This is a genomic window from Streptomyces sp. NPDC096012 (genome assembly GCF_040426375.1).
Lineage (GTDB): Bacteria > Actinomycetota > Actinomycetes > Streptomycetales > Streptomycetaceae > Streptomyces.
Genome location: NZ_JBEOTD010000010.1, coordinates 71,092 through 92,117, shown reverse-complemented (window position 1 = coordinate 92,117; position 21,026 = coordinate 71,092). Strand labels below are relative to the sequence as shown.

Sequence of the window (21,026 nt, the reverse complement as noted above, 5' to 3'; positions counted from 1 at the left end):
GTCTTAGATCCTTCCCTTGTGCTCTTCACTTGTGGCCGGTGCATGCTCATGCTCGTCGCCGTCACGGTCCCGGCGGAATCCGCCGTCCAGTGCCAAGCACAGGAGTTCCGCGAGGCGCTCGGCGGTGTTGGGGGATACCCGGCCCAGCTCGACGAGGCCGTGCCCGAAGGCGTTCATGTCCGCGCGCAGGTAGGGGAAGTCCTTCTCCAGACCGGCCCGCACCAGGGCGTCCCGCAATGCGGTCGTCGCGTTGCGTGCTGCGTACCATCCCTCGCTCTCCAGGGGCGACCACGCCGCCGCGTCGCGCCCATCGGTCGACTCATGCGGCATCAGTGATCGCTCTCCTCGGGGAGCGCAGCGACCGCCGCGTACGGAGTCGGGTACTGCTCTTCGAAGCGGTCGATCCTTGCCAGCAACTCCGCGGAGGCCACCAGCGCTGTCGCGAGGGCGACGGGGCGTAGCGGATTAGCCTCCGGCCGACGCGTAGGCGGACGGAGCCACTGGTAGCGGTCATCAGAGAGCGGGATGGGGCCGGGGACGACTACGGCGGAACCCTCGTCGAGGTACCGGTATGTCAGAGGAGTCGAGGTTTCGCGTTCGAGGTAGTGCGTGAAGGACTTGCGGCTCCGGGAGTTGAGGAAGAACCCGGCTCGCTGCGCCTTGCGGTCGACGACCGTCGGCCCGAACGGCATCCCACTGCGCGTGAGCCGGTCGTACATCGCCAACCCGAGGCGCTGGTCCACGCTCAAGACGTCGAAGAAGCGCCCGGTCGGAAGCAGGACGGGCATCCGTGGGTCATCCGCCCAGATCTGTTGGCACTCGACCGGGTTGTCCGCCGCTGCGGACAGCCATTCCATGCCCCGCCTGGTCATCCTCTGCACGTCATCTCACCCTCGGTCGGACTACCGTGCGGCCCTCATGCCGCCGTAGGACCAGATTCACGGCTCAGTACCTGACCAGGGCAGATGACGAGAGGTGACGAGGGATGACGCGTCGACGCACGTCACGTCATCCCCCGTCACCGGCATCCAGACGGACGATCTCCGGTTACTGCCTGCAAGAAGCGATGACCAGCGCGTACATTCGGTCAGCAAGGGGAGTTGCCACACCGGCGCATGCGCACGGGAGTGAAGGGGCGCCACGCGATGAAGCCGACCAGTGTCCGCTTACGTGAGGCCCGAGCCGGCCGGGGCTGGAGCCAGCCAAGGCTCGTCAGGGAGTTGCGCCAGGTAGCCGCTCAGCGCGGGCATCAGCTCCCGTCGGACGCCAGCGTGAAGCGTCGTATCGCAAGTTGGGAGAACGGACACAGCACCCCCGACGACTTCTATGGTCCGCTGCTCTGCGTTGCGTTCGCTGCAAGTGCGGCAGAACTCGGACTGAGTTACGGAGAGCCGAAGGACGCTCCGGTATTCGACGCCGTCTACCCCGCCAGCCCGGATGACGCGATTCAGACGGTCAGCCAGTTGTGGCGTGCGGACCTCAACCAGTACGACCCATTGCTCACGGCGGAGCCGTCGGAGCCCGCCTGGAGCGAGGCCTCCCTTCGATGGCTGGTCGCACCCGAGCCGGGTGTCCCCCGCCCACGATCCGAGGGGATCCGAGTCGGCCTCGGCGATGTGGCAGCCGTGAAGACCACCGCCGACATGTTCGCCCGGCTCGACGACCAGTTCGGCGGTGAGCACGCGCGGCACTCGGTCATCCAGTACCTGAACAACGACGTGGCCCCCCTTCTGCGGGGCCGGTTCACCGAGCAGGTGGGCCGAGCCCTGTTCTCCACCGTGGCGGAAGCCACGCTTCTTGCCGGCTGGATGTCTTACGACGCCTGCCATCACGGACTCGCCCAGCGGTATTTCCTCCAAGCGCTCCGCCTTGCCCAGGACGCCAACGACCGCCGGCTTGCGGGCAGCATTCTGTCGGCGATGAGCCACCAGGCGACATTCCTCGGTCGATACACCCAGGCCGCCACTCTCGCGCGTGCGGCGCTCATGGGGATCTCACCGGTAGCCACACCGACACTGCGTGCTCAGTTCCACGCGATGGAAGCCCGCGCCCTTGCCCGCACTGGAGATGTCGCCGCATGCCAGGCCGCCTTGAGCGCAGCCATGAAGTCGCTGGAAAGCCGGAACCGCGACGACGAGCCGGAGTGGATCACCTACTTCGACGAAGCCGAACTCGCCGCCGAGGCCGCCCACTGCTTCCGCGACGTCAACAGTGCCCGGCAGGCAGTCGCCTACGCCGAGAACGCCATGAGCGGCACCCATGTGCGGAGCGACTTCTTCGCGACCATGGTTCTCGCTGACGCTCACCTCCGCGTCGGCGACATCGAGGAGGCGTGTCGGGTAGCGCTCGATGCCCTCGACCTGGGCGAGCAGCTGAAGTCAGTGCGGTGTGTGAGTTACCTGGCCGAGTTCCGGCAGGGCCTCGCTATGGCCGGCAACAGTACGGACGTGAGGGCGTTCACCGAACAGGTCAGAGAGCACAGGTTGTGGGTATCCTCTGAGGATCTTGTCGGTGCCTGACCGCATGTCGCCGCGCGCTCAGAACGGACCCCACTCGTCTCGACCTTCCCCCGTGCGGAGGGACCGCACCCGCCGAGCGAACTCAGCGGCAGAGCGCTCGCTCGTCGTGACCTGGTGGCCAAGCCAGGAGACCATCATCAGCTCACGCAGGTTGGCGAGCGTTTCGTAGCCCGGCCAGTTCATCACGTCGAAGCCGTAACGGTGCACGAACTCGGCGTACTCCGCCTTCGTGTGCCAGCCGTACCGGTCGTAGAAGATCGCCGTCTGGATCAGGTCCCACTCGCGCGGGGCGAGGGCGAAGCCGTCCAGGTCGATGAGCACCGCGTGCCCGTCCCTGTGCCGGAGGATGTTCCCAATGCTGGCGTCACCGTGGATCATGCCGAAGGGGAGGACGAAGTCCAGGCGGTCGTAATCCTTGGCGAGAGTTGCCGCCCGCTCTTCCAGGAAGGCCCGGTCCTCCGCGGATACGCCGTCCAGGCCGGCGAGGGACGCCGCCAGCTTGGCCAGCGGGTCGAAGTACGGCAGGCCCAGGGAGTCGAGCTCCTCAAGCCAGTGCAGGCGCCGCAGGAGATCAGCCAGCTCGCCGACCGTCGCGTACTCCTCGCGGTCCTGGACGCTCTCCCAGAAGGTGACCACCAGGCCATCGACGATGAGCGGCTGCGCGACCGACGCCGGCACGCGCATGGACGGGAAGTCCTGCGTCGCAAGCCACCGGGCGACGCTCACAGCCCGTTCCATCTCGGCGAGCGTCGACGGATCACGGGCAATGCGCACGATCAGGGGTCGGGACGTCAGGCGATAGACCGCGTTCGACCCCAGGCGCAGCAGTTCAGCGCCACCGGAGTCCAGTCCCGTCTTCCCACAAGCCTCCCGGAGGACTGGCTCCAGGCCCTCCGCCGTGAACTCCGCGCCGCCGTCCGGTGTCCCGCTGCTGCCCGAGATCATGCTTCGACCATACGGGCCAGACAGACCACCCGACAGGCCGCCCACGTAATAGGGGCGTAATGATCTTGGTCAGCGCATGCTCCGTCACCTCCTCCGGAGCAGGTCAGAGCCCATACGGCCCCTCGCGCTCACCTGGGCTCCGGAGCCGTGTGCGCAGGTTCGAATCCTGCCGGGGGACCCAGCATGAGGTGCCCAAAGACCCCGTCACCAGCGGAAACGCTGAGGCCGGGGTCTTCGCGTACGTGCTGGACGGGATCTTGGGGCATCGTCGCAGGTCGCTGGCTGCTTTCTGGCCCTGGGCTCGGCTTGCCCTCAAGGTCGGGCGACCGGCACGGCCCCAGCCGTGAGGTCCGGCGCAGCCGACTGCTTAGATCGCTGGCATGACGGACTGGTCCCAACTCCACCACGTCTACGGCACGGCGGAAGACATTCCCGGCCTGCTCGACGCAGTGAGCCCGGCCCCGAAGGACTCAGGATGGACCGACCTTTGGTCCCGGCTGTGCCATCAAGGGACCGTCTACTCAGCGAGCTACGCGGCCCTGCCCGCCCTGCGCGACATGGCACGCCAGTGGTCACCCGCGGACAGACAGATGCCACTCACGCTCGCCGGCGCCATCGCAGCCAGCACTGATCGGCCATACGAGGAGCAAGATCCCCACGTGGCCTACGCCTCGGAGATGTCGGACCTGGTGCAACTGACCGAGGAGGCTCTTCGGGATCCCATCCTCGCCAACGACCCCGCTACTTACGTCTACCTACTGGCTGCGCTCCTCAGCTTCGAGGGGGACGAGGTCTGGGGTGAGCAGCTCGACGGACTGAACGACGATGAGTTCGAAGTCCCGTGCCCCTCCTGCAGCACGGAGAACTTCGTAGCTTTCGGCGAGCACGGCTTCTTCTCGACCACGGACAGCATGTACATGAACGAGACCACGGTAAGGAAAATTCCGCTGCAGCCTGCGGACACCTCAGCCCTGGAAGGGCTGGCCCAAAGGCTCCACAGTCGCGCACTCGCAGACGGTCAGACGAATGTCGTGTATAAGTTGACCTACGTTTTCGGCAAAGCACAGTGCGCCGAGTGCGACGAGGTCTTCAGCGTCGCGGAAGCCATCACCACTCGCTGGGACGCGTGAAATACGGGACTGGCAAAGTGGAGCCTCTTGCTGAGGCACGCCGAATCAGGCATTGCTCCAAGCTTGGCGATGGCGAGCCACGCTGTAGACGTGCTCCACCTGGTCGGCCGGGAGCACGCCTGTCTGCGGGCAGCGCTTCGGCGCCGAGCTGGGCAAGGGCGCCGTTGGCGCCGAGCGAGGCGGCGAGGGCGATCACGAAACGGCGTACATCGCCAAGTACGCCACCAAGGGAGCAGAGACCGCGACCGGCACTCTGGATCGGCCTATCAAGTTCCTGGCCCCTGGAGGGTCGACGGCCAGGTCGTCGGCCGGCGTCAGAGGCGGCAAGCCGGGTGGAAGGCATGGGCCTACCCAGTCTCCGTCGACCTCATGGCCGCCTGTGCCATCGCTCCCGAGCGGCCGGGCCTGGCCGTGGCCGGCGACACGCATATGCCAGTACGTTGACCAACGCCGTAGAGAGTGGCTATGTCATCGCTCTATCAACCAGGAGACTCCGTGCCCATACGCCGCCTTGCAGTTACTGCCGTGCTGGCGGTAGCAGCAACCGTCGTAGTGACCGCGCCAGCAGAGGCGGCCACCAAGTCCACTGCCACCATCACGTCATCGTCACTGTCCACGTCGGTCGGGGGAACGGTGAGCCTGCGCGGACACATCTCCCCGTCGACCGGCCGTGCCTACCAGTGGCAGGAGCTCGTTTCCGGGCACTGGGTGAAGGTCGCGTCCGGGAAGACCAACTCCCATGGCGATGCCTACTTCAGCCAGAAGAACACCACCGCCGGCCGTCACTCCGCTCGCCTGTTCGCGCTGAACACCTCAAGGTACGCCTCGGCAACCTCCCGCGCCGTCTCGTGGACCGCATATGCGAAGACCACGGCTACCGCGCGTCTCAGTACGCCGACAGCCGAGCTGGCGGCGCCGGCCACCCTGACCGTCACCCTCTCTCCTGCTGCGGTCAGACCGGTCACCCTGCAACGCTACTCCGGCGGTAGCTGGAAGACCCTCGTGAACGCCACCACCTCGTCCAGCGGGAAGCACGCCTTCTCCCTGGACACCTCATCCCGCGGCACGACCTCCTATCGAGTCGTGGCTCCCGCCGCGGGCTACGCGCGCGCAGCCACCAGCGCGACGGTCAAGCAGACCGTCACCGGACCGTTCACCGCCCCGTATGTATTCGGCGTCGACACCGCCAACGCGGCCCGCCTCGTGGCGTACTCCCCCTCCGGAGGAGCGACCCGCACTCTGTACACCGCCTCCGGCTACAGCACGACCATCAAGGCCCACGCCGCAGGCGCCGACGGCACCATGCTGTGGAGCGAAATGCGGCAGGACCACTCGTGGCAGGTCAAAGCCAGACGCCCCGGCCAGGCAGTGCGCACGCTGGCCACGGTTCCGTCCACCAGCAGCGTCACCGAGGTCGCGCTCAACGACGACGCCACCTGGGCGGCCTGGGGAACCGTGCCGTTCGCCGGTCCCTACCAGGGCACAAACACCCAGACCATCCACGTGCAGAACCTGACGGGCACAGCGCCGGCGAAGGCCCTCACCGGCCAGCAGGATGGAGACGCCTTCACCAACATCGTCTTCCTGCCGACGCCCGTGAACGCCGGGACGGTCAGCCACCTGGTGACCGCCCGTGTCATCGGCGCCTACGGCGGCGTGGGGCGCGTCTTCTACGACCCGGACACCTCAGCGGCGACCTACCCGACGCCCCCGGACAGCGCGAACACCCTCAACGGGTGGGGCATGGAACCGGAGAACCTACCCGTCCCGGACCCCGCAGGTGATGAAGTAGCGGTCTACGGAGGCAACACAAGCGATGAGGCACCGAACGGGCAGTGGATCTATCACCTGGACACCGGCGCCCTGACCCCCAATAGCGCCATTGCAGACTATGTCGGTACCCCGGGGAACCCATCGGACCCCAGCCGCGTAGCGGCCCCGGCAGTGTCGTCAGCCTCCCCGGACGGTACCCGTATCGCCCACTACGCCCCGCAGCCCGACAATTCCTTGCACACCGTCATCACCGACGCCGACGGGTTCGGCAACGCACACGACTACGGCGCGATCGGGGTCAACGGCCCCGTGCCGACGTGGTACGACAACAACCACATCTGGACGGCAGCGTCGGGCTACAACGACACACCTGCAGGCGGGTGGGAAGGCACCTGGGACGACTACCAGCGGGCGCTCTACAACCTCTCCTCCGCCAAGCGTGAATGGGTCAGCCCTGACAGCGGCCGGGTCACCTCGGACGGTGAGCGCGCTCCTTGGTGGGGATACACCATGAACGCGCTCTGATCCCCCACCCAGGCACCGACGCCGATCGGGCCTGGCGAGGCCCTCGGGACCGTGGAAGCCGGTCAGGCCGGTGGGGAGAAGCAGCGTTGTCGACGGCTGGGGCGGGCGTGTGAGCGGGCCGCCCTCAGCCGGTGCTGCGGGCAGGTCCGCGCCCGGCGCCTTATGGGGAACCAAGCCGAAGGCCCCCGGACGTGTCCGGGGGCCTTCGGCTTAGCGCCGGGCGTGATTACTCCTACTCACGCAACAGCGCCTGGATCCTGCGATTGGCGATCTCCTGTCGACCGTCGATGCACTTCTTCGCGTAGCGGGACAGAAGGAACTCGCCACTAGTGCCCGCGCGTTCGGCCACCTCGGTCGGGTCCACTCCGGGGTTGAGGCACGTCAACAGCGCCGAGTGGCGAAGGTCGTATGGCCGGGCAGCGAGCGGTGAGGCGACCGCGGCCGGTGGAAGCGCCAGCCCGCGCGCTTCCTGCAAGACGCGGTAGTACGTGGACGAGCCGACCACTCCCCCACGCTCGTTCGCGAACAGCCGCCCGTCCTCGGCCGTGCCGAACGTGGTCACGTGCTCCCGAAGGATCGTGACGAGCTGCCAACTGGATTCGCCAGGCCGAGGCCGATGCCGGCGGTTCGAGAATTCCGTCTGTGCCCACCAGCCCCACGTCACGAGGAAGGACCAGGTCTTCCGGCGGAAGTCCGGAACCTGGGCCTTGCCGAAGAAGGACGGCGGACGGCCGAGCGGGCACGGTACGCCCGGCCCGCGCCGGGCCCGCTCGGTCCGCACCGGCGGCACACTCGGCCAGGTTGCCGAGGAGAGCGGCGAGGAGTGACGGACCGGGCAATCCTCCTCTCTCATGAGGTGCCACCGCCCGAGGTCGGCTGCGGAAGAGTGGGTTCCGGCCCCAACAGGTCCCGTCTGGCCTTATGTTCACGGCGGTATCGGCTCTCGTACCTGCAGGAGGCCCCGCATGCGCCACGCTCTCCGTACCGCCATAACAGGGGTGGTGACCGCTGCCACCGTCCTGGTCTGCGGCACCGCCCAGGCCACGCCTCCGGGACCGGGGGTCACCGCCCGCGTGATCCGTCAGACCACCGTGAACGGCACCGACTACACCCTGCGAGAGATCACCGTCCCGCCCGGGCAGAGCACAGGCTGGCACTACCACGACGGCCCGCTGTACGGCATCGTCAAGCAGGGCACCCTCAGCCACTTCGATTCCACCTGCGCCTCCGACGGCGTGTACCCCACAGGCAGTGCCATTCAGGAACCGGCCGGAGCCGGCCACGTCCACATCGGCCGCAACATGGGTGACACACCCCTCGTCCTGGACGTGCTCTACGTCCTGCCGCACGGCGCCCCGTTCTCGGAGGATGCGCCGAACCCCGGCTGCCCCTTCCAGTGATCATTGCGGCAGCGGCTGCTGGGGGCACCCGCGGCGGGTTTGCGGGATGAGACTGGCTACCGCAAGGCGCACAACGCTCTGACCAGCCGAATCTCGCAACATGCAAGGGGGCCTCCGGAGGTTCGAATCCTGCCGGGGGCACCCGGCATGAGGTGCCCAAAGACCCCGTCACCAGCGGAAACGCAGGCCGGGGTCTTCGCGTATGTGCAGGCGTGTGTCGCTCGGAGCGGGCGTATGCCGGGGTCCGTGGACGAGGCGTGGACGGGATCTTGAGGCGTCTGCCCAGGTCAGCTCCGGCAGACGGCACGGCCCCGGGACAAGCCCAAGGGGGCAAGGCCCCGGGACACGTCCAGGGGCCTGAGGGTCGGTTCATCGGCGCTGCCCGCCCGCAGTAGCCGATCTCGGTCGGCTGACCGTCGCGGTAGAGCGCAGTGCAGTGGCCGCACCCTGAGGGTGGAAAACAGTCCCCGGTAGTACTGCTCGTGTCCTGAAGTTTCAGTCGTCACTGTCGCGTCGGTATCGCGCCGGCTTGCCGGGGGCCTGAACCACATCCTGTCCAAGTCACCACAGCCGGCTAGACGTCCTCAGCGACTTTGCAACTCTTTCGGTGTTATGGCCTACTCATCACCATGCGCACCAGATGACATAAGTCAATAGTCTTTCGGTAAATTTCGAAGGAAACCTCTCTCGATCACGTCCGACTGCGGCATGCGGCTCGTCCGCGGGTCGGCGGGGAGCCGATCGCGGCCGAGCGTTTACCCAGGTCAGCCCATCTAGCCGACGAAGGTGCCTGCGCATGCGCATCGCCGCGTCAGGCCAGGTTGCTCTCCTGGGAGCTGCCTTGGGCGCGGTCACAGCCGGGCGTGCCAGTCCCGCTCCCGATCGCCTGGGTCGAATACGCTGCGAAGACGTCCGACCGGGAGGCCTCGCGGATGCACGGGAGTGCCGCCCGGTGGCGGCTCTTCACGTAGGCCGGGACGGGCCGGGACGGCGCAGCTGTCGGATGCGGAAGGGGTGTGGCATGAGATCCCCGAGTGTGCACCTACGGGAGATCACCGACGACAACCGCGATGCCGTCCGTGCCCTCCGCGTCCGAGGTGACCAGAAGCAATTCGTCGCCTCCGTGTCCCACTCCCTCAAGGAGGCGGCGAAGAAACCGAAGGCCAATCCCTGGTACCGCGCCGTGTACCGCGGTGATGAGCCAGTCGGCTTCGTGATGCTGTCGTGGAAACCGCCGGCCGGTCCTTACAAAGGGCGACACTTCCTCTGGCGCCTCCTCGTCGACAAGCGGTACCAGGGGCGAGGGATCGGCCGGGAGGCGCTCACGCAGGTCGCCAGCCTGGTGCGCGCGGACGGCGCCACCGAGCTGCTGACCAGCTACGAGCCCGGCGACGGCGAGCCGTGGCCCTTCTACCAGAAGTTCGGGTTCGAGCCCACCGGGGAGATCGACGACGGCGAGATCGTTCTGCGACTCGTCTTCCCCGCTCGGTGAGCTGTTTACGGTCGTGGACGGGATCTTGGAGCATCGCCGCAGGTGACGGCGGGATGGGCGTGGACCCGCAACCAGGGCTAGGCGCCCCCGCCCACTCCGAACCGTCACGACGCGGGGCTCTCACAGGCGCATGCGAGGAGAGCCAGTACTTACTGAGGGCACCGGCCTGGCCGCCTACCTCCGGCGACCCTCGGGGTCGTCCCGATGCCAGGCCCAGAAGCAGCCTGCCGCCCGCCTGGCCATCGGCGGTGGCGACGGGTCGCCTCCTACTTGTCGAGGGCGTCGAGTTGGCGACGGAGGAGCTTCTGCGCCCCGCTGCGGTCGGGGGTCGCGGCGGTGAAGTAGTGGACGTAGACGAACAGGTCGCTGCGGAAGCTGATCAGTTTGACACTCGCGTTGCCAAGGTTGTCGAGGCTGCTGATGACGCACCCGGTGGCGTGGTCCGCGGGGTCCGCGAAGGTCCGCTGGTGCGGCGTGCTCTTGGTCCGCCAGCTGGCTGCCGTGGACTTGTACATGCTCTCGGCACCGGTGGGTGCGGCGAACCGAACAAGGAAGATGTCGGCCTGGCTTCCGTCGTTGGCGATCCAGCCCTGCCGCGCGGCCGCGACGAAGCGCCGGCGTACGAGCACGGCCTTCTCCTGCGAGACGGCCTCCGCCTTGAAGAGCCCGTGGGCGAAGCCGTCCAGATCCAGCGCGCCGTTGCGATCGGTCCAGGCATGCGCGCCTGCCGGTACCGGCACGATGGCGGCCATGAGTCGTGCTCCCGCCCCAGACGCAGGTGCGCCCGAGGTCGAGGAGGGGGGAATGGAGGCCGACGGAGATGAAGCCGCCGAGACCGTGGCCGCCGGCGAAGGCTGGGAGCGTGGCGTTGAGCAGCCGGCCAGCACTGCCGTCAGAAAGGTGGCGGCGAGGGCCCCGGCGTATCGTCTCGGTATGTACACGCCGGGATCATGGCCGATCCCACGATCTTGCGTCCAGTGTCTTTCCGAGTGCTGCCGCTAGGCCCGGCTCCAAGCCTGGCGGTGGCGAGCCACGCTGTAGACCTGCTCGACACGCTCCGCCGTCAGCACGCCTGAGAGTGGCGCCAGTGCCGCTACTTGGCGTCCCGCCAATCCCTTCCGCCAGCGGTCCCATTCCGAGGGCCGCCGCAGAAGCCGTGAGACGACTCGCTCCATCAGACCTGGGCCGGATTCGTCAAACAGGTCCCGCAAGGACCGCCCAGGAGGGTTGACGGCCAGGTCGTCGGCCGGCGTCAGAGGCGGCAGCACCGGACGCGCCTTACTCTCCGGCGCCCTGCCTGACGAGACAGGCTCGGTGAGGTTCTGTAAGTGCGTCGTGAGTACGGCGATCACGTCGTCGCGATACTCGGCCCGCAAGACCGTGATGTCCCCTGTCGTGACGTCCGCCCAACCGACCGCGGTGCCATCAGGCAGGTTGGCGTAGAGACGGTCATGCCCGTACCGCTTCCAGCGCGTGACGTGCAGCTCCAACAAGGCCCCCCTGTGCTCCCGCATCGACGTTGCCGACATGCCGACAGCGAGTGAGACGAGGCCACCGTGGAGAGCCACTTGAGCCCCACCAGTGGCGTCGACTTCCCCGCTCGGTCCTTCGAACGCCCCGCTCAGGGCTCGGGGGTCCGTTCCACGGGAGGGGGTGTGCGGCTGTAGTGGGCACCCCTGGTGCCGTAGTGGGCGAGGTGCAGGGTCTCACCGTCGACCTGGAGCTCGGCCGGCGGAGGGTTGAGCACAGAGATCCACGGGCGAGAGTGGCCGTCGATGCGGACGAGCTCCCGGGGCTGGTTCCAGGCGTCCGCCCTTGTCTGGGCCCGCTCGCGGGTCCACGGGTTCTGCAGGGTCCGTGGGGCGGCCGGGTCGTGCTCGTAGCCGTTGAGGCTGCGGACGAGAGCTTCGCTGTAGACACCTTTGACTCGGAAGTTCTCCAGATCCCCCGCGCGTACGACCATGTTGACGTACCGGCGGCCGTTGCCTCGGTGCCGGCCCACCGCAGGCCAGCGACCGTGGCCGGGGTCCCAGCGGACGGGCGGGAGCCATAGCAGGGCGCCTGCGCGGAAGTGCTTCATGCCGTGCTGGATGTCGAGGCCGCTCTCGCCGTGCGCGGTTTCTCGCACCACGTTGGCCACGAGGCACCAGCCCAGCAGCCCGTCCGGCGTCTCTTCCTGGGTGGGTCCCGTGTCTGTCACGCCGAGAATTCTGAGGCACGAGACGGGGCGCGAACCAGCTCTTATCGACCGAGCCGACCGGGGCGAACCACATGACGTGACCGCGGATAGCCACAAGTCCGCAGGGCGAGCGGCGCGATCCGGCTCGCGTCCTTCCGTTCGAAGCATCGCCGCAGGTGGGCACGGAACGATGGCGGCGCCAGGCAGCACCTCTGGGGCCTCGGTGTGAGTGCGCGTCGCATCACTCGTACTCGCGGCGCAGGTCCTCGATGCGGCGGTTGGCGGCGTCCTGCCGACCGTCGAGGCACTTCGCGTACCGGGTCGGCAGGACCTCAACGCCGTTGCCGGCGCGCTCGGCAACCTCGGTGGGATCCACTCCGGCATCGAGCCACGTCGACGGCGCCGAGTGCCGAAGGTCGTACGGCCCACTCGCGAGCGGCGAGGCCGCGTGTGGCAGGCAGGCCAGACGGATGCCTTGCAGCCGCCACAGCAGGGGGCAGGGATGCCGTGGTCGCCTTGCCGCGAACGGAGTTCACCGAACCGTTGGAACGTGTTTGTGTCAACTGATAGTTCGGCGGCCTAACGTGCGTTGGCCACTCCCGCCGTCGAAGGACACCGCACATGAGACGCGTCACCAAGATCTCCTCCGCAGCTGTCGGCCTGGCCGTCCTCGCGGTCACCGGCACCGCCGTCGCCGCCGCGCACCAGAGCGACAACGACTGGCCCTACGCCCACCACGGCGCGGTCTCGTACACCCTCGCGGCTGTCGGCGACATCGCCTGCGAGCCCGACGACGCCGAGAACGCCGCCACCCCGGCGTCGCTCAAGTGCGGCAGCCCCACTCTGGGCGGCATGAGCGCCGAGTTCGCCACCGCCAAGCAGACCACGGACATGCACCCCGATGCCGTGGCACTGCTGGGCGACGAGCAGTACCAGGTCGGCAAACTGACTGACTTCGAGCAGTCCTTCGAGCAGGCATGGGGCGGCCTGAGGTTGCTCGAGCGTCCGGCGCCGGGCAACCACGAGTACTACCCGTACACCAAGAAGGGCGACAACGAGGCCGGCCAGAACGGTGCCGGATACTTCGGCTACTTCAACGGCCACGACCAGGCCGGCACGCCGGAGACCCAGGGCCAGGCCGGCGACGACACCGCCGACAAGCAGGGGTGGTACTCCTACAACCTCGGCAACTGGCACATCATCTCGCTCAACGCCGAGTGCAACTCCGAGGCGTTCAAACACGACTGCTCCACGACGGGCAGCGGCCTCCTCGGCCAGGAGACCCAGTGGCTGTCGAACGACCTGGCCGCCAACAAGCGTCCGTGCACGGTCGCGTACTGGCACCAGGCGACCTTCAGCGCCACCACGGCCTCGACGGCCACGGTGCCCGCGTCCGCGCCGGGCGCCGGCGGCGCGGAGGGTGCGGCGACCGACGCGTGGTGGAAGCTCCTCTACCAGCACCGCGCCACGCTCGTCCTCAACGGTCACGAGCACGCGTACGCCCGACTGCGCCCGATGAACCCCGCCGGCCAGTACGACCCGGCCCACGGCATCCCGGAGTTCATCGTCGGCTCCGGCGGGGAGGCCCTCGACACCCTCGCCGGCTCGCCCGGCAACTACGACAACCCCAACGTGGTCACCGCCCAGGCCGGCGCCTTCGGCGTCATGAAGCTGACCCTCAAGCCCAACGGCTACAGCTGGGACTACAAGCCCGTCCTGCCCGGCCCCGGCTTCGACTCCACAGCGCTGCAGTACAGCGACTCCGGCAGCGGCAGCTGCAACTGAGGCCCGGCTTCTTTCGTATCTGAGGCCCACCTCCTCGTATCCGAGGCGTGGGCCACGATCGAGATCAGCTCTGCGGCGGCCGCTGAAGCCACAACGTCAAGCATCAGCCGAGACGAGACACGCCCCATGCGACCGTGTCGGATCCCAGGTGATGGTTGACATTCCGGTTCCAGGTGATGGTCGACGGTGGGCCCAGGGATCGTTCCGTCTCCAGCTACCCTCCGGTCATGGAGCAGGACCACCCCCTTGTCCGCACCGTCTTCCCGGAGCTCGTCACAGAGCTGATCACTCTCCTGGAGAACGAAGGAGAACGTGAGCTAGCCATCTGCGCGTGGGATCTTCGGCTGGTCGACGAGTGCGGCTGCGGCGATGACTTTTGCCAGAGCTTCAGGACAGCGGCCCATCCGCAGGGAGAGCCGTACGGCGCCGGCCATCGGTGCGTGCCTCTCTTGCCCTCGACGGGCATGCTGTGCCTGGACGTCGTGGATGAGCGGATCATGTACGTCGAGGTACTCGATCGGCCACCTATGCGCCGCCAGAGTGAGCGGCCGTGAGATCGACCTCGACAACCGACAACTCCACCAGCGCCAACACCGTTGCCTCACGGTCGGGTAGCCACTCGCTTCCTCGGCCGGCGCAGTCGCGGCTCAGTCCGCAGATCTCCTTGCCTCACTCCTCACGCGGTCGTCGAACCTACCTGCGACGCCGGATGTACCAACCCGCCATCAGCACGATGAGAATGGCAACGACGAAGGCCCATAAGGTCGTTGCACCGTGGTACGAGCGGTAGGCGATCAAAGCAAGCATGTTCAGGCGGATACCCCCGGCGGGCGGCTTCAGCCGACCCGTGTCGCCCGCCCCTCTGTTGAATGCATGTCGAAGGCGTCGAGATTTCACGCTTCGCCTCCGAGAGGCGCCAGGTGCCCCGGTCAAGGGCGTGAGGCTGGTCGAAGGTCTTCAGCGGCAGAAGGCAGGGACTACGGGCCGCAATTGGGCGGGGTTGCTGATCGCCGTGGCGGCCGTGGTGGGCATGCTAGGAGTGGCGCTGCTGACACAGAACCGCGCGGACCGAACAAAGCGTCCGGAATTGCAGGCCGCCGCGGAGCAGCGACGAGAAGAACGCCAGCACGCCGAGGCGCTGCTGCTGCCCTGACACGTCGCGCGGGGCCCCAGGTCCCGGAGTCGCAGCACCATTTTTGCCGGTGGAGGGCAGGTGGCCCTTGTTCACACCTCCGCACCGACCTGCGACCTTGACTACCGGTAGAAGACGGCCACGCCACCGTGGTGCGAGCAGGCCCCCTGGTGGTGGGCCGCGTACGAGTACGTGCCGTCGTTGCACAGTGCCGTCGCACCGCCGCCCGCGGAACTGGAGCCGCCCGACGAGCTGGTCCCGCCGCTCGACGACGACCCGCCAGACGTCGAACTGCCGCCCGTTCCCGACCCCGCGGCGGCGGCGTGCGCGGTGACGGTCACCTTTACCTTGACCGTCTTCGTCACCGTCGGCGCGGGCTTCGGCTTCGCGGTCTGCGTCGCCGTGGCTGTCGCGGTCACCGTGGCCGTGACGGCCGGCCGCGCCTTGTCGTCAGCCACCGCCTTCGTCGTGTTCGGGTTCTGGCCGTCGGCGCCGGCGCTGCCCATGCCGATGATGAACGCCAGGCCCAGGGCGGGCAGTACGAATCGCTTGCGGGCCCACTTGGGTGCGGGACGGGGGGCCGGCGGTCCGGACGGGGGCTGGTACGGCGGCTGGGGCGGGTAGTAGCTCATGGGATCCCCCCTGTTTGGTACGTGGGGGGTGAAGCTATCTGTGCGGCCACGCCCGATGTGAGGGCTCGGTAAACAAAGTGACCCAGTTGTGACGTTACAACGCTCAACTACTTCGCATGTTTCTCGCCTGAGCCGCCGTCCCCCCGCTAATCGATCAGCTCAAGCCCGCGACAACAGGGGAAGTGGCCGGGAGAGGTGAGGCATGCAGGACGAGCGCTCATCCACCGCTGGATCTGGCCTTCCGGTAAGGCCTGGCGTCGTACGCCACGCGAGCGGCCTGAGCGGCGGCGACGAGGCCGACCCCCGGAATCCGGCGGATGCCCAGGGCCTCGGGCACGGTCGGGTGGCCGTCACTCGTGTGCGCGACGCAGGCCCCGCCACGCACCGCCACTGGGCTCCGACCAGTGGATACGCTCGGTCCAACACAGACCATCCGGACGCCTTGTGCGCAGGTTCCAGTGCGGCCGGGGCACATCGTCCGATTTGCCGGGGCACTTCGTCTGATTCGTATGAAGTGTCTCGAGACTCGGCCGACAGCGGCTTCGCTGTGGACGGGGCCTTCGCGTGTGTGCGTGCGGATGGCCGCCGGAAGCAGCCGTTCGCCCGTGCTCACGCAACCCACGCAAGGATCTTGATAGCCCCGCGGGCCCCGGCTGCGGTGCACTGGAGTGGGGCAACGGCACTTCGTGTGGCATGGGCGCCGGTTCCGCTCCGGTGGCGGTGAGGCAGAGCAACGGATCGACGCGCGGGCAGCGTGACCGCCGCCTTGTCGTCCTCCGTGCCCGGGGAAGAGGGATGGCATCCACCTCGGCGTGCCTCTCGGGCTCGTGCGGAGTGCAGCGTGATCGAATGGGGCATGGCATCGTCCTGGACTGGTAGACAGGTGCGGCTGCGTGCTGTCGAGCCCGATGACTGGACCGCGTTCATGCGCTTGGCCGACGATGACGGGCGGGTAGGGAGTCGGCTGAAGTTGCCGCGGTCCGCCGAGAGTTACCGTGCCTGGGCGAAGGAGCAGTCCATGGCCAAGTGCGATGACGACCGCTTCCGGTTGGTGATCGAGACGACAGCCACCGGCGAGGCGGTTGGCACGATCGGCTCTCACCGCACCGGCCCTCGTTCAGGCTGGTTCGAGTTCGATGTCACGATCGGCGCCGACCACCGGCGCAGGGGTCACGCGACGGAAGCCGTCGTACTGCTGCTGCGCTTCATGTTCGCCGAGCGGCGCTATCACAAAGCCCTGGGGGCGACATTCGCCCACAACGAGGCTTCTCTGGCACTTGCCCACAGGCTCGACTTCACCGAGGAGGGACGCTTGCGGGAGCACGTTTTCTTCGGCGGCCGGCACCACGACCTCGTCTTGATGGGCGTGCTCGCCAGCGAGTTCGAGCAGCGAGACATGGTGAGCGAATCGTAAGCCGGTCGTCAGGCCGTCGGGCCGCCAGTCCATCAGGCCATCAGGCCATCAGTGTCAGGCCGTCGGGTCGCCAGGACGTCGGGTCGCCAGGTCGTCAGGTCGCCAGTCGTCCGAGCGTGTGCGGAACGGCACCCGAACCTGCCCGACTTTCGCAGCCCGTTCGTTCGCCGTTCGCCGTTCGCTGTCTGTCGTTCGCCGTCGCCGTCGCCGTTCGTCGTTCGCCCCTCGCCTGGGTGGGCAGCCCGTCATCGATTGCAGGACCGACCTCAGTTGCGCAAGGTCGCACGCAGGCGCAAGCCGACCGGTGTGAGGCCTTCGAAGGTGGTGACCTGGAAGGCCGGTTCCGGTCCGGGCGGTTCGCTCAAGTGGTGGCGGCGGGCGGTCTGCGCGGTCAGGAGCGTCAGCATCGCCATGGCCAGGGCGACACCCTCGCAGCCGTGGGGTCCGGTACCGAAGGAGAGGAAGGCCCCGGGTTCCGTCGGCGATCCCGTGGCATCCAGCCAGCGCTCGGGCCGGAACCGGTCCGGCTCGGGGTGTTCCCGTGCGTCGCGGTGGGCGGTGTAGGGGCAGACGAGAACGGTGGACCCGGCGTCGATGGTGTAGCCGGCGAGCTGGGTCCGCCGCGTGACGTGGCGGGTCAGCAGCCAGCTCGGGGGGTGCAGTCGGAGCACCTCGCGTACCACTGCCTGGGTGTAGTGCAGGCTGTCGAGGTGGGTGCTGGTCGTCGCGGCCGGGTCCGCGGGCAGCAAGGCGGCCTCGGCCGCGACGCGGGCCGCCGCCTCGGGGTGCCGGGCCAGGTGGAGCAGGATCCATCCGGCTGCCCGGGAGGGTGTCTCGAAGGTGGCGACGGTGATCCCGGGGAGAGTGTCGAGGATCGCCTCCTCCGACAGCGGGCCGTGGCGGGAGGAGGGCCGGAGCATCTGCCCCAGCACGTCGTCACCGAGCCGGCCCGATGAACGGCGCCGGCGGACGACGGGCCGCAGGGCGTCGGTGAAGGCGACTTGCTGCCGGGTGCGGAACCGCCGTGCCGGCGTGGGGACCCAGCGCGGCCATACCCAGCGCGAGGGGCGTGCGAGCACCTCCCGGGCCAGGAAGAGCTGCGGGACGAAGGGCAGCAGCGTGGGAGCGTCCTCGGAGAAGAGGTAGCGCACTCCGATCTCCGCCAGGGTACGCCGGAGCGGGGGCAGGATCTCGACGTCCTGACCCGTGGGCCAGTGGTCGGCGAATCGGGCGATCCCGGGCGCGATCTCACCGATCCGGGCGGCAACCGCCTGCGCGCGTAGTCCGCGCATGCGGGCGGCGTGGGCGTGTGCGCGCTCCTCGCGCGTCGGCGCTCCGCTCGACCGTTTCAAGGGCGGGAAGAGAGGAGAGGGCGCCTTGGGAAAGTCGTGCGCGCGGCGCAGGACCGCCTCGCACGGTTCGGCCGCAGCGGCTACGTAGACACCCGGCTCCAGCTGCCAGACGTCCCCGCACTCGTCAGCGCCGCGGCGCGCCACCGCCAGCCGGTCGCGGCTCCAGGCGGCGAAGCCGCCGTCGGGCAACCGCGGCGGCTCATGCACTTGGCCCATGAGATCGTTCCCGACCCCCCTACGAGTCCAGGCCGATGTCGTCGGCTGCCCTGCCGGAAGCCGGCGGGCGCCCGTGAGCGCCCGTCGGCGGTGGGGTCGGACTCAGTCGTCGCCGGCGTACGCGTTCCATTCGTTTTCCCCGTACGCACCGTAGTGCCGGGTGAAGGACAGCTTGCCGAGCAGCTTGGCGATCACTATGCACTCCTCTCGCGTCAGATACCCCGTTTGCCATATTGCCACATATGCCATATGTGCGATATTCAAAGCATCGGCTGCGCATACGGGCTCAGGGCACGTGCTTGTGGGCCCGGGGCCGCAGCCATCGGACGCCGTCCCGGCGCTGGAGGTGCAGCAGGGAAGAGCATGTGCGGGAGAGGCGCTGCTGCCGTCGGGCACCCCCGGGGAGAGGGGGTGGGACATGGGGACACCGCCTGTACAGGTTTCGCCCCTGCTTCACAGGCACTGGGTCCGTGAGCACGGAGGTCCTGAGATGAGTGCTGGAGAGAAGGCCAAGGCAAAGGCCGAACAGGTCGCCGGAAAGGCCGTGCGAAAGGCCGCCCACGCGGTGCACAAGGACACCCTCGCGGCAAAGGGCGCCGCCCTGGAGGCACGGGGCAAGATGCGGGGGGCGAAGGAGAGGTCCAAAGGCTCGTTCAAGCACTGACCATGTCGTGCCCCCGCATGGTCAGAGCCGCTTGCGACCCTGCACGAGCTGTCCGACCCGCTTCCCTGCACGAGGGGTCCCTGCACGAGGGGGCTGACCTGCTTCCCTGCACGAGGGGCCGACCCGCTTCCCTGCACGAGGTGGCTGCCCCCCGTGGAGGGTTCCCCCTGCGCGTCTCCGTGGCCTGGTGGGAGGAGAGTTGAAGGGAGCCGGTCCGTACCGTCGGCACCCCCCGGGAGGTCGAGGGGCTCGTGACCTGGCCGCCGGTCCACGGGACCGAGGCCGTACCGGTGACGGGTCCGACCTGCCGCGCTTTCAGCCGGCCCGGCCGCCGAAGCCTTCCCCTGCCCGGCTGCCGCGGCCTACCCGTCGGCCCGGCCCTGGCCGTCTTCGAGGACGAAGAACGGTTTGCCGCCGTGTGCCGGTGCCTCGGCGAGCGAGATCGCTTCGGTGAGGCGTTCCAGCGGGAACGGCCGGCCCTCGGGGATGCTCAGCACACCCTCGGTGACCAGGCCGCGGACCTCGGACAGCGCGCGCCGCACGTCCGCTGGTGACGCGGTGCCGAACCAGCGGTTCAGCCAGAAGCCACGGACCGCCTTCGTCTCGTAGATGACCGAGCGTGCCTGCAGCGGGACGGTCAGCGCCGCCGGGTCCGTCTGCCGATGGGTGGAGAGCGCGCCGTAGATCACGAGCTCTCCTCCCGGCGCCAACGCCTGGGACACCTGGGCGCCCACGGGGCCCGCGACACAGTCGACGGCCTTGCGCACGCCGGCGGGTCCCGCGATCTCAGCCACGCGCTGCGCCAGGTCCTCGTCCTCGGTGCAGATGACCTCGTCACCGCCGAACGCCTTGATCTCCTCGACGGCGTCGCGCCGCCGCACGACGTTGATCGTGCGGATACCCAGATGCCTTGCCAGCTGAATGACGAGGCGGCCGACGGTGGAGCCCGCGGCCGTCTGCACCAGCCGTTCGCCCTGCCGTACGTCGAGTTCGCGCGTCACCAGGAGCAGTGCGGTCAACGGGTTGACGGCGAGTTGGCAGGCACTGGAGTCGCTCAGACGGTCGGGTACCGGCAGAAGCCTGTGGGTGTCAGCGACAAGGTATTCCTGCCACGTGCCTTCTACGGGCGGCCCCGGAACCGCGGGGACGGCGGCGACCACCACGCGCTCGCCGATCTCCAGTCCCTCGGTGTCCGGGCCCAGGGCCTCGATACGGCCCACGCACTCCATGTGACCCCCGACGGTGGGAAATTCCGGGGAGAAACCGTAGCGGCCCCGCAGCACATGCAGATCGCTGGCGTGAATCGGAGTCGCCTTCACGCGGATCAACGCCTGTCCGGATCCCGGCGTGGGAACGGGCCGGGTCTCCAGCCGAAGGACGTCACTCGGCTCGCCGACCTTTTCGGCCACGAGCGCTCTCATGGATCGCGGGGTGGGCATGAGAGCCCTCCTTCACTGGCGCTCGACGTCCGGCGGCGGGGCCGCGAAGTGGACGGCGCACCGCGTCCCGGCAGAGTGCTCGCCCAACAGCCGGGAGGAAGGCAAGGGCGCCGGCAGTGGGAGTCCGAAGAACGGTCGGACGAGATCTTTCGAGGACTTTCCCACCCGCTGATTCTCGGAGTTCTCACAGCGTCTCGCACATCGAGGAGAGAGGCCGCTGAGACGGCAAGGAGCGTCAGCCGGGACGTGGTGCCCAAGACCCGCTCTTGCCCATCGGGCGGATCGACGGATCGGGCTGACCGCCGACGACTTCGTCCTCCTGGCGGACCGGGCGGCGGAGTTGGGCCGAACCCGGCGGCCGGGCCGCGTGCGCCGGGTACCGCTACGACGGTCGGGAAGTTGGCCCCCGCGCGGCCCACCGTTCCGGAA

General features: G+C 68.4%; 19 protein-coding genes and 2 pseudogenes. 10 read left to right on the top strand and 11 right to left on the bottom strand.

From position 1 onward, the window contains the following. Positions 1-3 precede the first annotated feature (3 nt). Both ABVB68_RS13150 and ABVB68_RS13145 read right to left on the bottom strand, forming a co-directional pair. Positions 4-330, bottom strand: a complete 327-nt coding sequence (locus ABVB68_RS13150) for a hypothetical protein (RefSeq protein WP_353601137.1) — start codon at positions 328-330, stop codon at positions 4-6. After that, complete coding sequence (locus ABVB68_RS13145; RefSeq protein ID WP_503006101.1) at positions 330-881, bottom strand: bifunctional DNA primase/polymerase; 552 nt, start codon at positions 879-881, stop codon at positions 330-332. Before ABVB68_RS13145 ends, ABVB68_RS13150 begins: the two co-directional genes overlap by 1 nt. Before the next feature lie 234 nt (positions 882-1,115). Here ABVB68_RS13145 and ABVB68_RS13140 point away from each other — a divergent pair, with 234 nt between their 5' ends. Then, positions 1,116-2,519: an NsdA family TPR-like regulatory protein gene (locus tag ABVB68_RS13140; protein WP_503006099.1), complete on the top strand. Its 1,404-nt coding sequence runs from the start codon at positions 1,116-1,118 to the stop codon at positions 2,517-2,519. 18 nt (positions 2,520-2,537) lie between these two features. Here the strand turns inward: ABVB68_RS13140 and ABVB68_RS13135 are convergent, their stop codons facing one another. Next, a complete protein-coding gene (locus ABVB68_RS13135) occupies positions 2,538-3,464 on the bottom strand; it encodes a phosphotransferase enzyme family protein (RefSeq protein WP_353601134.1) in 927 nt (308 codons plus the stop codon). Between the two features lie 380 nt (positions 3,465-3,844). On the opposite strand from ABVB68_RS13135, the gene ABVB68_RS13130 reads away from it, so the two are divergent. Both ABVB68_RS13130 and ABVB68_RS13125 read left to right on the top strand, forming a co-directional pair. Continuing rightward, entirely contained in the window at positions 3,845-4,594 is a 750-nt protein-coding gene (locus ABVB68_RS13130; RefSeq protein WP_353601133.1) for a hypothetical protein, read from the top strand. 495 nt (positions 4,595-5,089) lie between these two features. Next, entirely contained in the window at positions 5,090-6,892 is a 1,803-nt protein-coding gene (locus ABVB68_RS13125; protein WP_353601132.1) for a hypothetical protein, read from the top strand. 232 nt (positions 6,893-7,124) lie between these two features. Here ABVB68_RS13125 and ABVB68_RS13120 read toward each other — a convergent pair. Then, positions 7,125-7,481: pseudogene (locus ABVB68_RS13120) on the bottom strand (tyrosine-type recombinase/integrase); the annotation flags it as partial. Positions 7,482-7,857: 376 nt separating this feature from the next. Between ABVB68_RS13120 and ABVB68_RS13110 the strand changes: the two are divergent. After that, entirely contained in the window at positions 7,858-8,292 is a 435-nt protein-coding gene (locus tag ABVB68_RS13110; protein WP_353601131.1) for a cupin domain-containing protein, read from the top strand. A 1,021-nt stretch (positions 8,293-9,313) separates the two neighbouring features. After that, entirely contained in the window at positions 9,314-9,784 is a 471-nt protein-coding gene (locus ABVB68_RS13105; protein ID WP_353601130.1) for a GNAT family N-acetyltransferase, read from the top strand. Positions 9,785-10,050: 266 nt separating this feature from the next. Here the strand turns inward: ABVB68_RS13105 and ABVB68_RS13100 are convergent, their stop codons facing one another. The 4 genes and pseudogenes from ABVB68_RS13100 to ABVB68_RS13085 form a co-directional block, all read right to left on the bottom strand. Then, on the bottom strand, positions 10,051-10,536 hold the full coding sequence (locus ABVB68_RS13100) for a hypothetical protein (protein WP_353601129.1): 486 nt from the start codon (positions 10,534-10,536) through the stop codon (positions 10,051-10,053). Positions 10,537-10,782: 246 nt separating this feature from the next. Further along, positions 10,783-11,277, bottom strand: a complete 495-nt coding sequence (locus tag ABVB68_RS13095; RefSeq protein WP_353601128.1) for a hypothetical protein — start codon at positions 11,275-11,277, stop codon at positions 10,783-10,785. Between the two features lie 128 nt (positions 11,278-11,405). Next, positions 11,406-11,984 carry a hypothetical protein gene (locus tag ABVB68_RS13090; protein WP_353601127.1) on the bottom strand — a complete coding sequence of 193 codons (579 nt, stop codon included), beginning with the start codon at positions 11,982-11,984 and terminating at the stop codon, positions 11,406-11,408. 220 nt (positions 11,985-12,204) lie between these two features. Further along, positions 12,205-12,429 (bottom strand): annotated as a pseudogene (locus ABVB68_RS13085) (tyrosine-type recombinase/integrase); the annotation flags it as partial. Positions 12,430-12,584: 155 nt separating this feature from the next. Here ABVB68_RS13085 and ABVB68_RS13080 point away from each other — a divergent pair. The 3 genes from ABVB68_RS13080 to ABVB68_RS13070 all read left to right on the top strand — a co-directional run bounded on the left by ABVB68_RS13080 (position 12,585) and on the right by ABVB68_RS13070 (position 14,901). After that, entirely contained in the window at positions 12,585-13,748 is a 1,164-nt protein-coding gene (locus tag ABVB68_RS13080; RefSeq protein ID WP_353601126.1) for a metallophosphoesterase family protein, read from the top strand. A 227-nt stretch (positions 13,749-13,975) separates the two neighbouring features. After that, positions 13,976-14,302 (top strand): hypothetical protein, encoded by a 327-nt coding sequence (locus ABVB68_RS13075; RefSeq protein WP_353601125.1) that lies wholly within the window; start codon positions 13,976-13,978, stop codon positions 14,300-14,302. 383 nt (positions 14,303-14,685) lie between these two features. Next, on the top strand, positions 14,686-14,901 hold the full coding sequence (locus tag ABVB68_RS13070; protein WP_353601124.1) for a hypothetical protein: 216 nt from the start codon (positions 14,686-14,688) through the stop codon (positions 14,899-14,901). Between the two features lie 101 nt (positions 14,902-15,002). Here ABVB68_RS13070 and ABVB68_RS13065 read toward each other — a convergent pair whose 3' ends face one another. Next, positions 15,003-15,512: a DUF3761 domain-containing protein gene (locus ABVB68_RS13065; RefSeq protein WP_353601123.1), complete on the bottom strand. Its 510-nt coding sequence runs from the start codon at positions 15,510-15,512 to the stop codon at positions 15,003-15,005. Positions 15,513-16,353: 841 nt separating this feature from the next. Between ABVB68_RS13065 and ABVB68_RS13060 the strand changes: the two genes are divergently transcribed. After that, entirely contained in the window at positions 16,354-16,926 is a 573-nt protein-coding gene (locus tag ABVB68_RS13060) for a GNAT family N-acetyltransferase (protein WP_353601122.1), read from the top strand. Between the two features lie 266 nt (positions 16,927-17,192). Here the strand turns inward: ABVB68_RS13060 and ABVB68_RS13055 are convergent, their stop codons facing one another. Beyond that, on the bottom strand, positions 17,193-18,494 hold the full coding sequence (locus ABVB68_RS13055) for a cytochrome P450 (RefSeq protein WP_353601121.1): 1,302 nt from the start codon (positions 18,492-18,494) through the stop codon (positions 17,193-17,195). A gap of 490 nt (positions 18,495-18,984) precedes the next feature. Between ABVB68_RS13055 and ABVB68_RS13050 the strand changes: the two genes are divergently transcribed. Continuing rightward, positions 18,985-19,158, top strand: a complete 174-nt coding sequence (locus tag ABVB68_RS13050) for a hypothetical protein (RefSeq protein WP_353601120.1) — start codon at positions 18,985-18,987, stop codon at positions 19,156-19,158. A gap of 362 nt (positions 19,159-19,520) precedes the next feature. On the opposite strand, the gene ABVB68_RS13045 is transcribed toward ABVB68_RS13050, so the two are convergent. Continuing rightward, positions 19,521-20,597, bottom strand: a complete 1,077-nt coding sequence (locus ABVB68_RS13045) for a zinc-dependent alcohol dehydrogenase family protein (protein ID WP_353601119.1) — start codon at positions 20,595-20,597, stop codon at positions 19,521-19,523. Positions 20,598-21,026 lie beyond the last annotated feature (429 nt).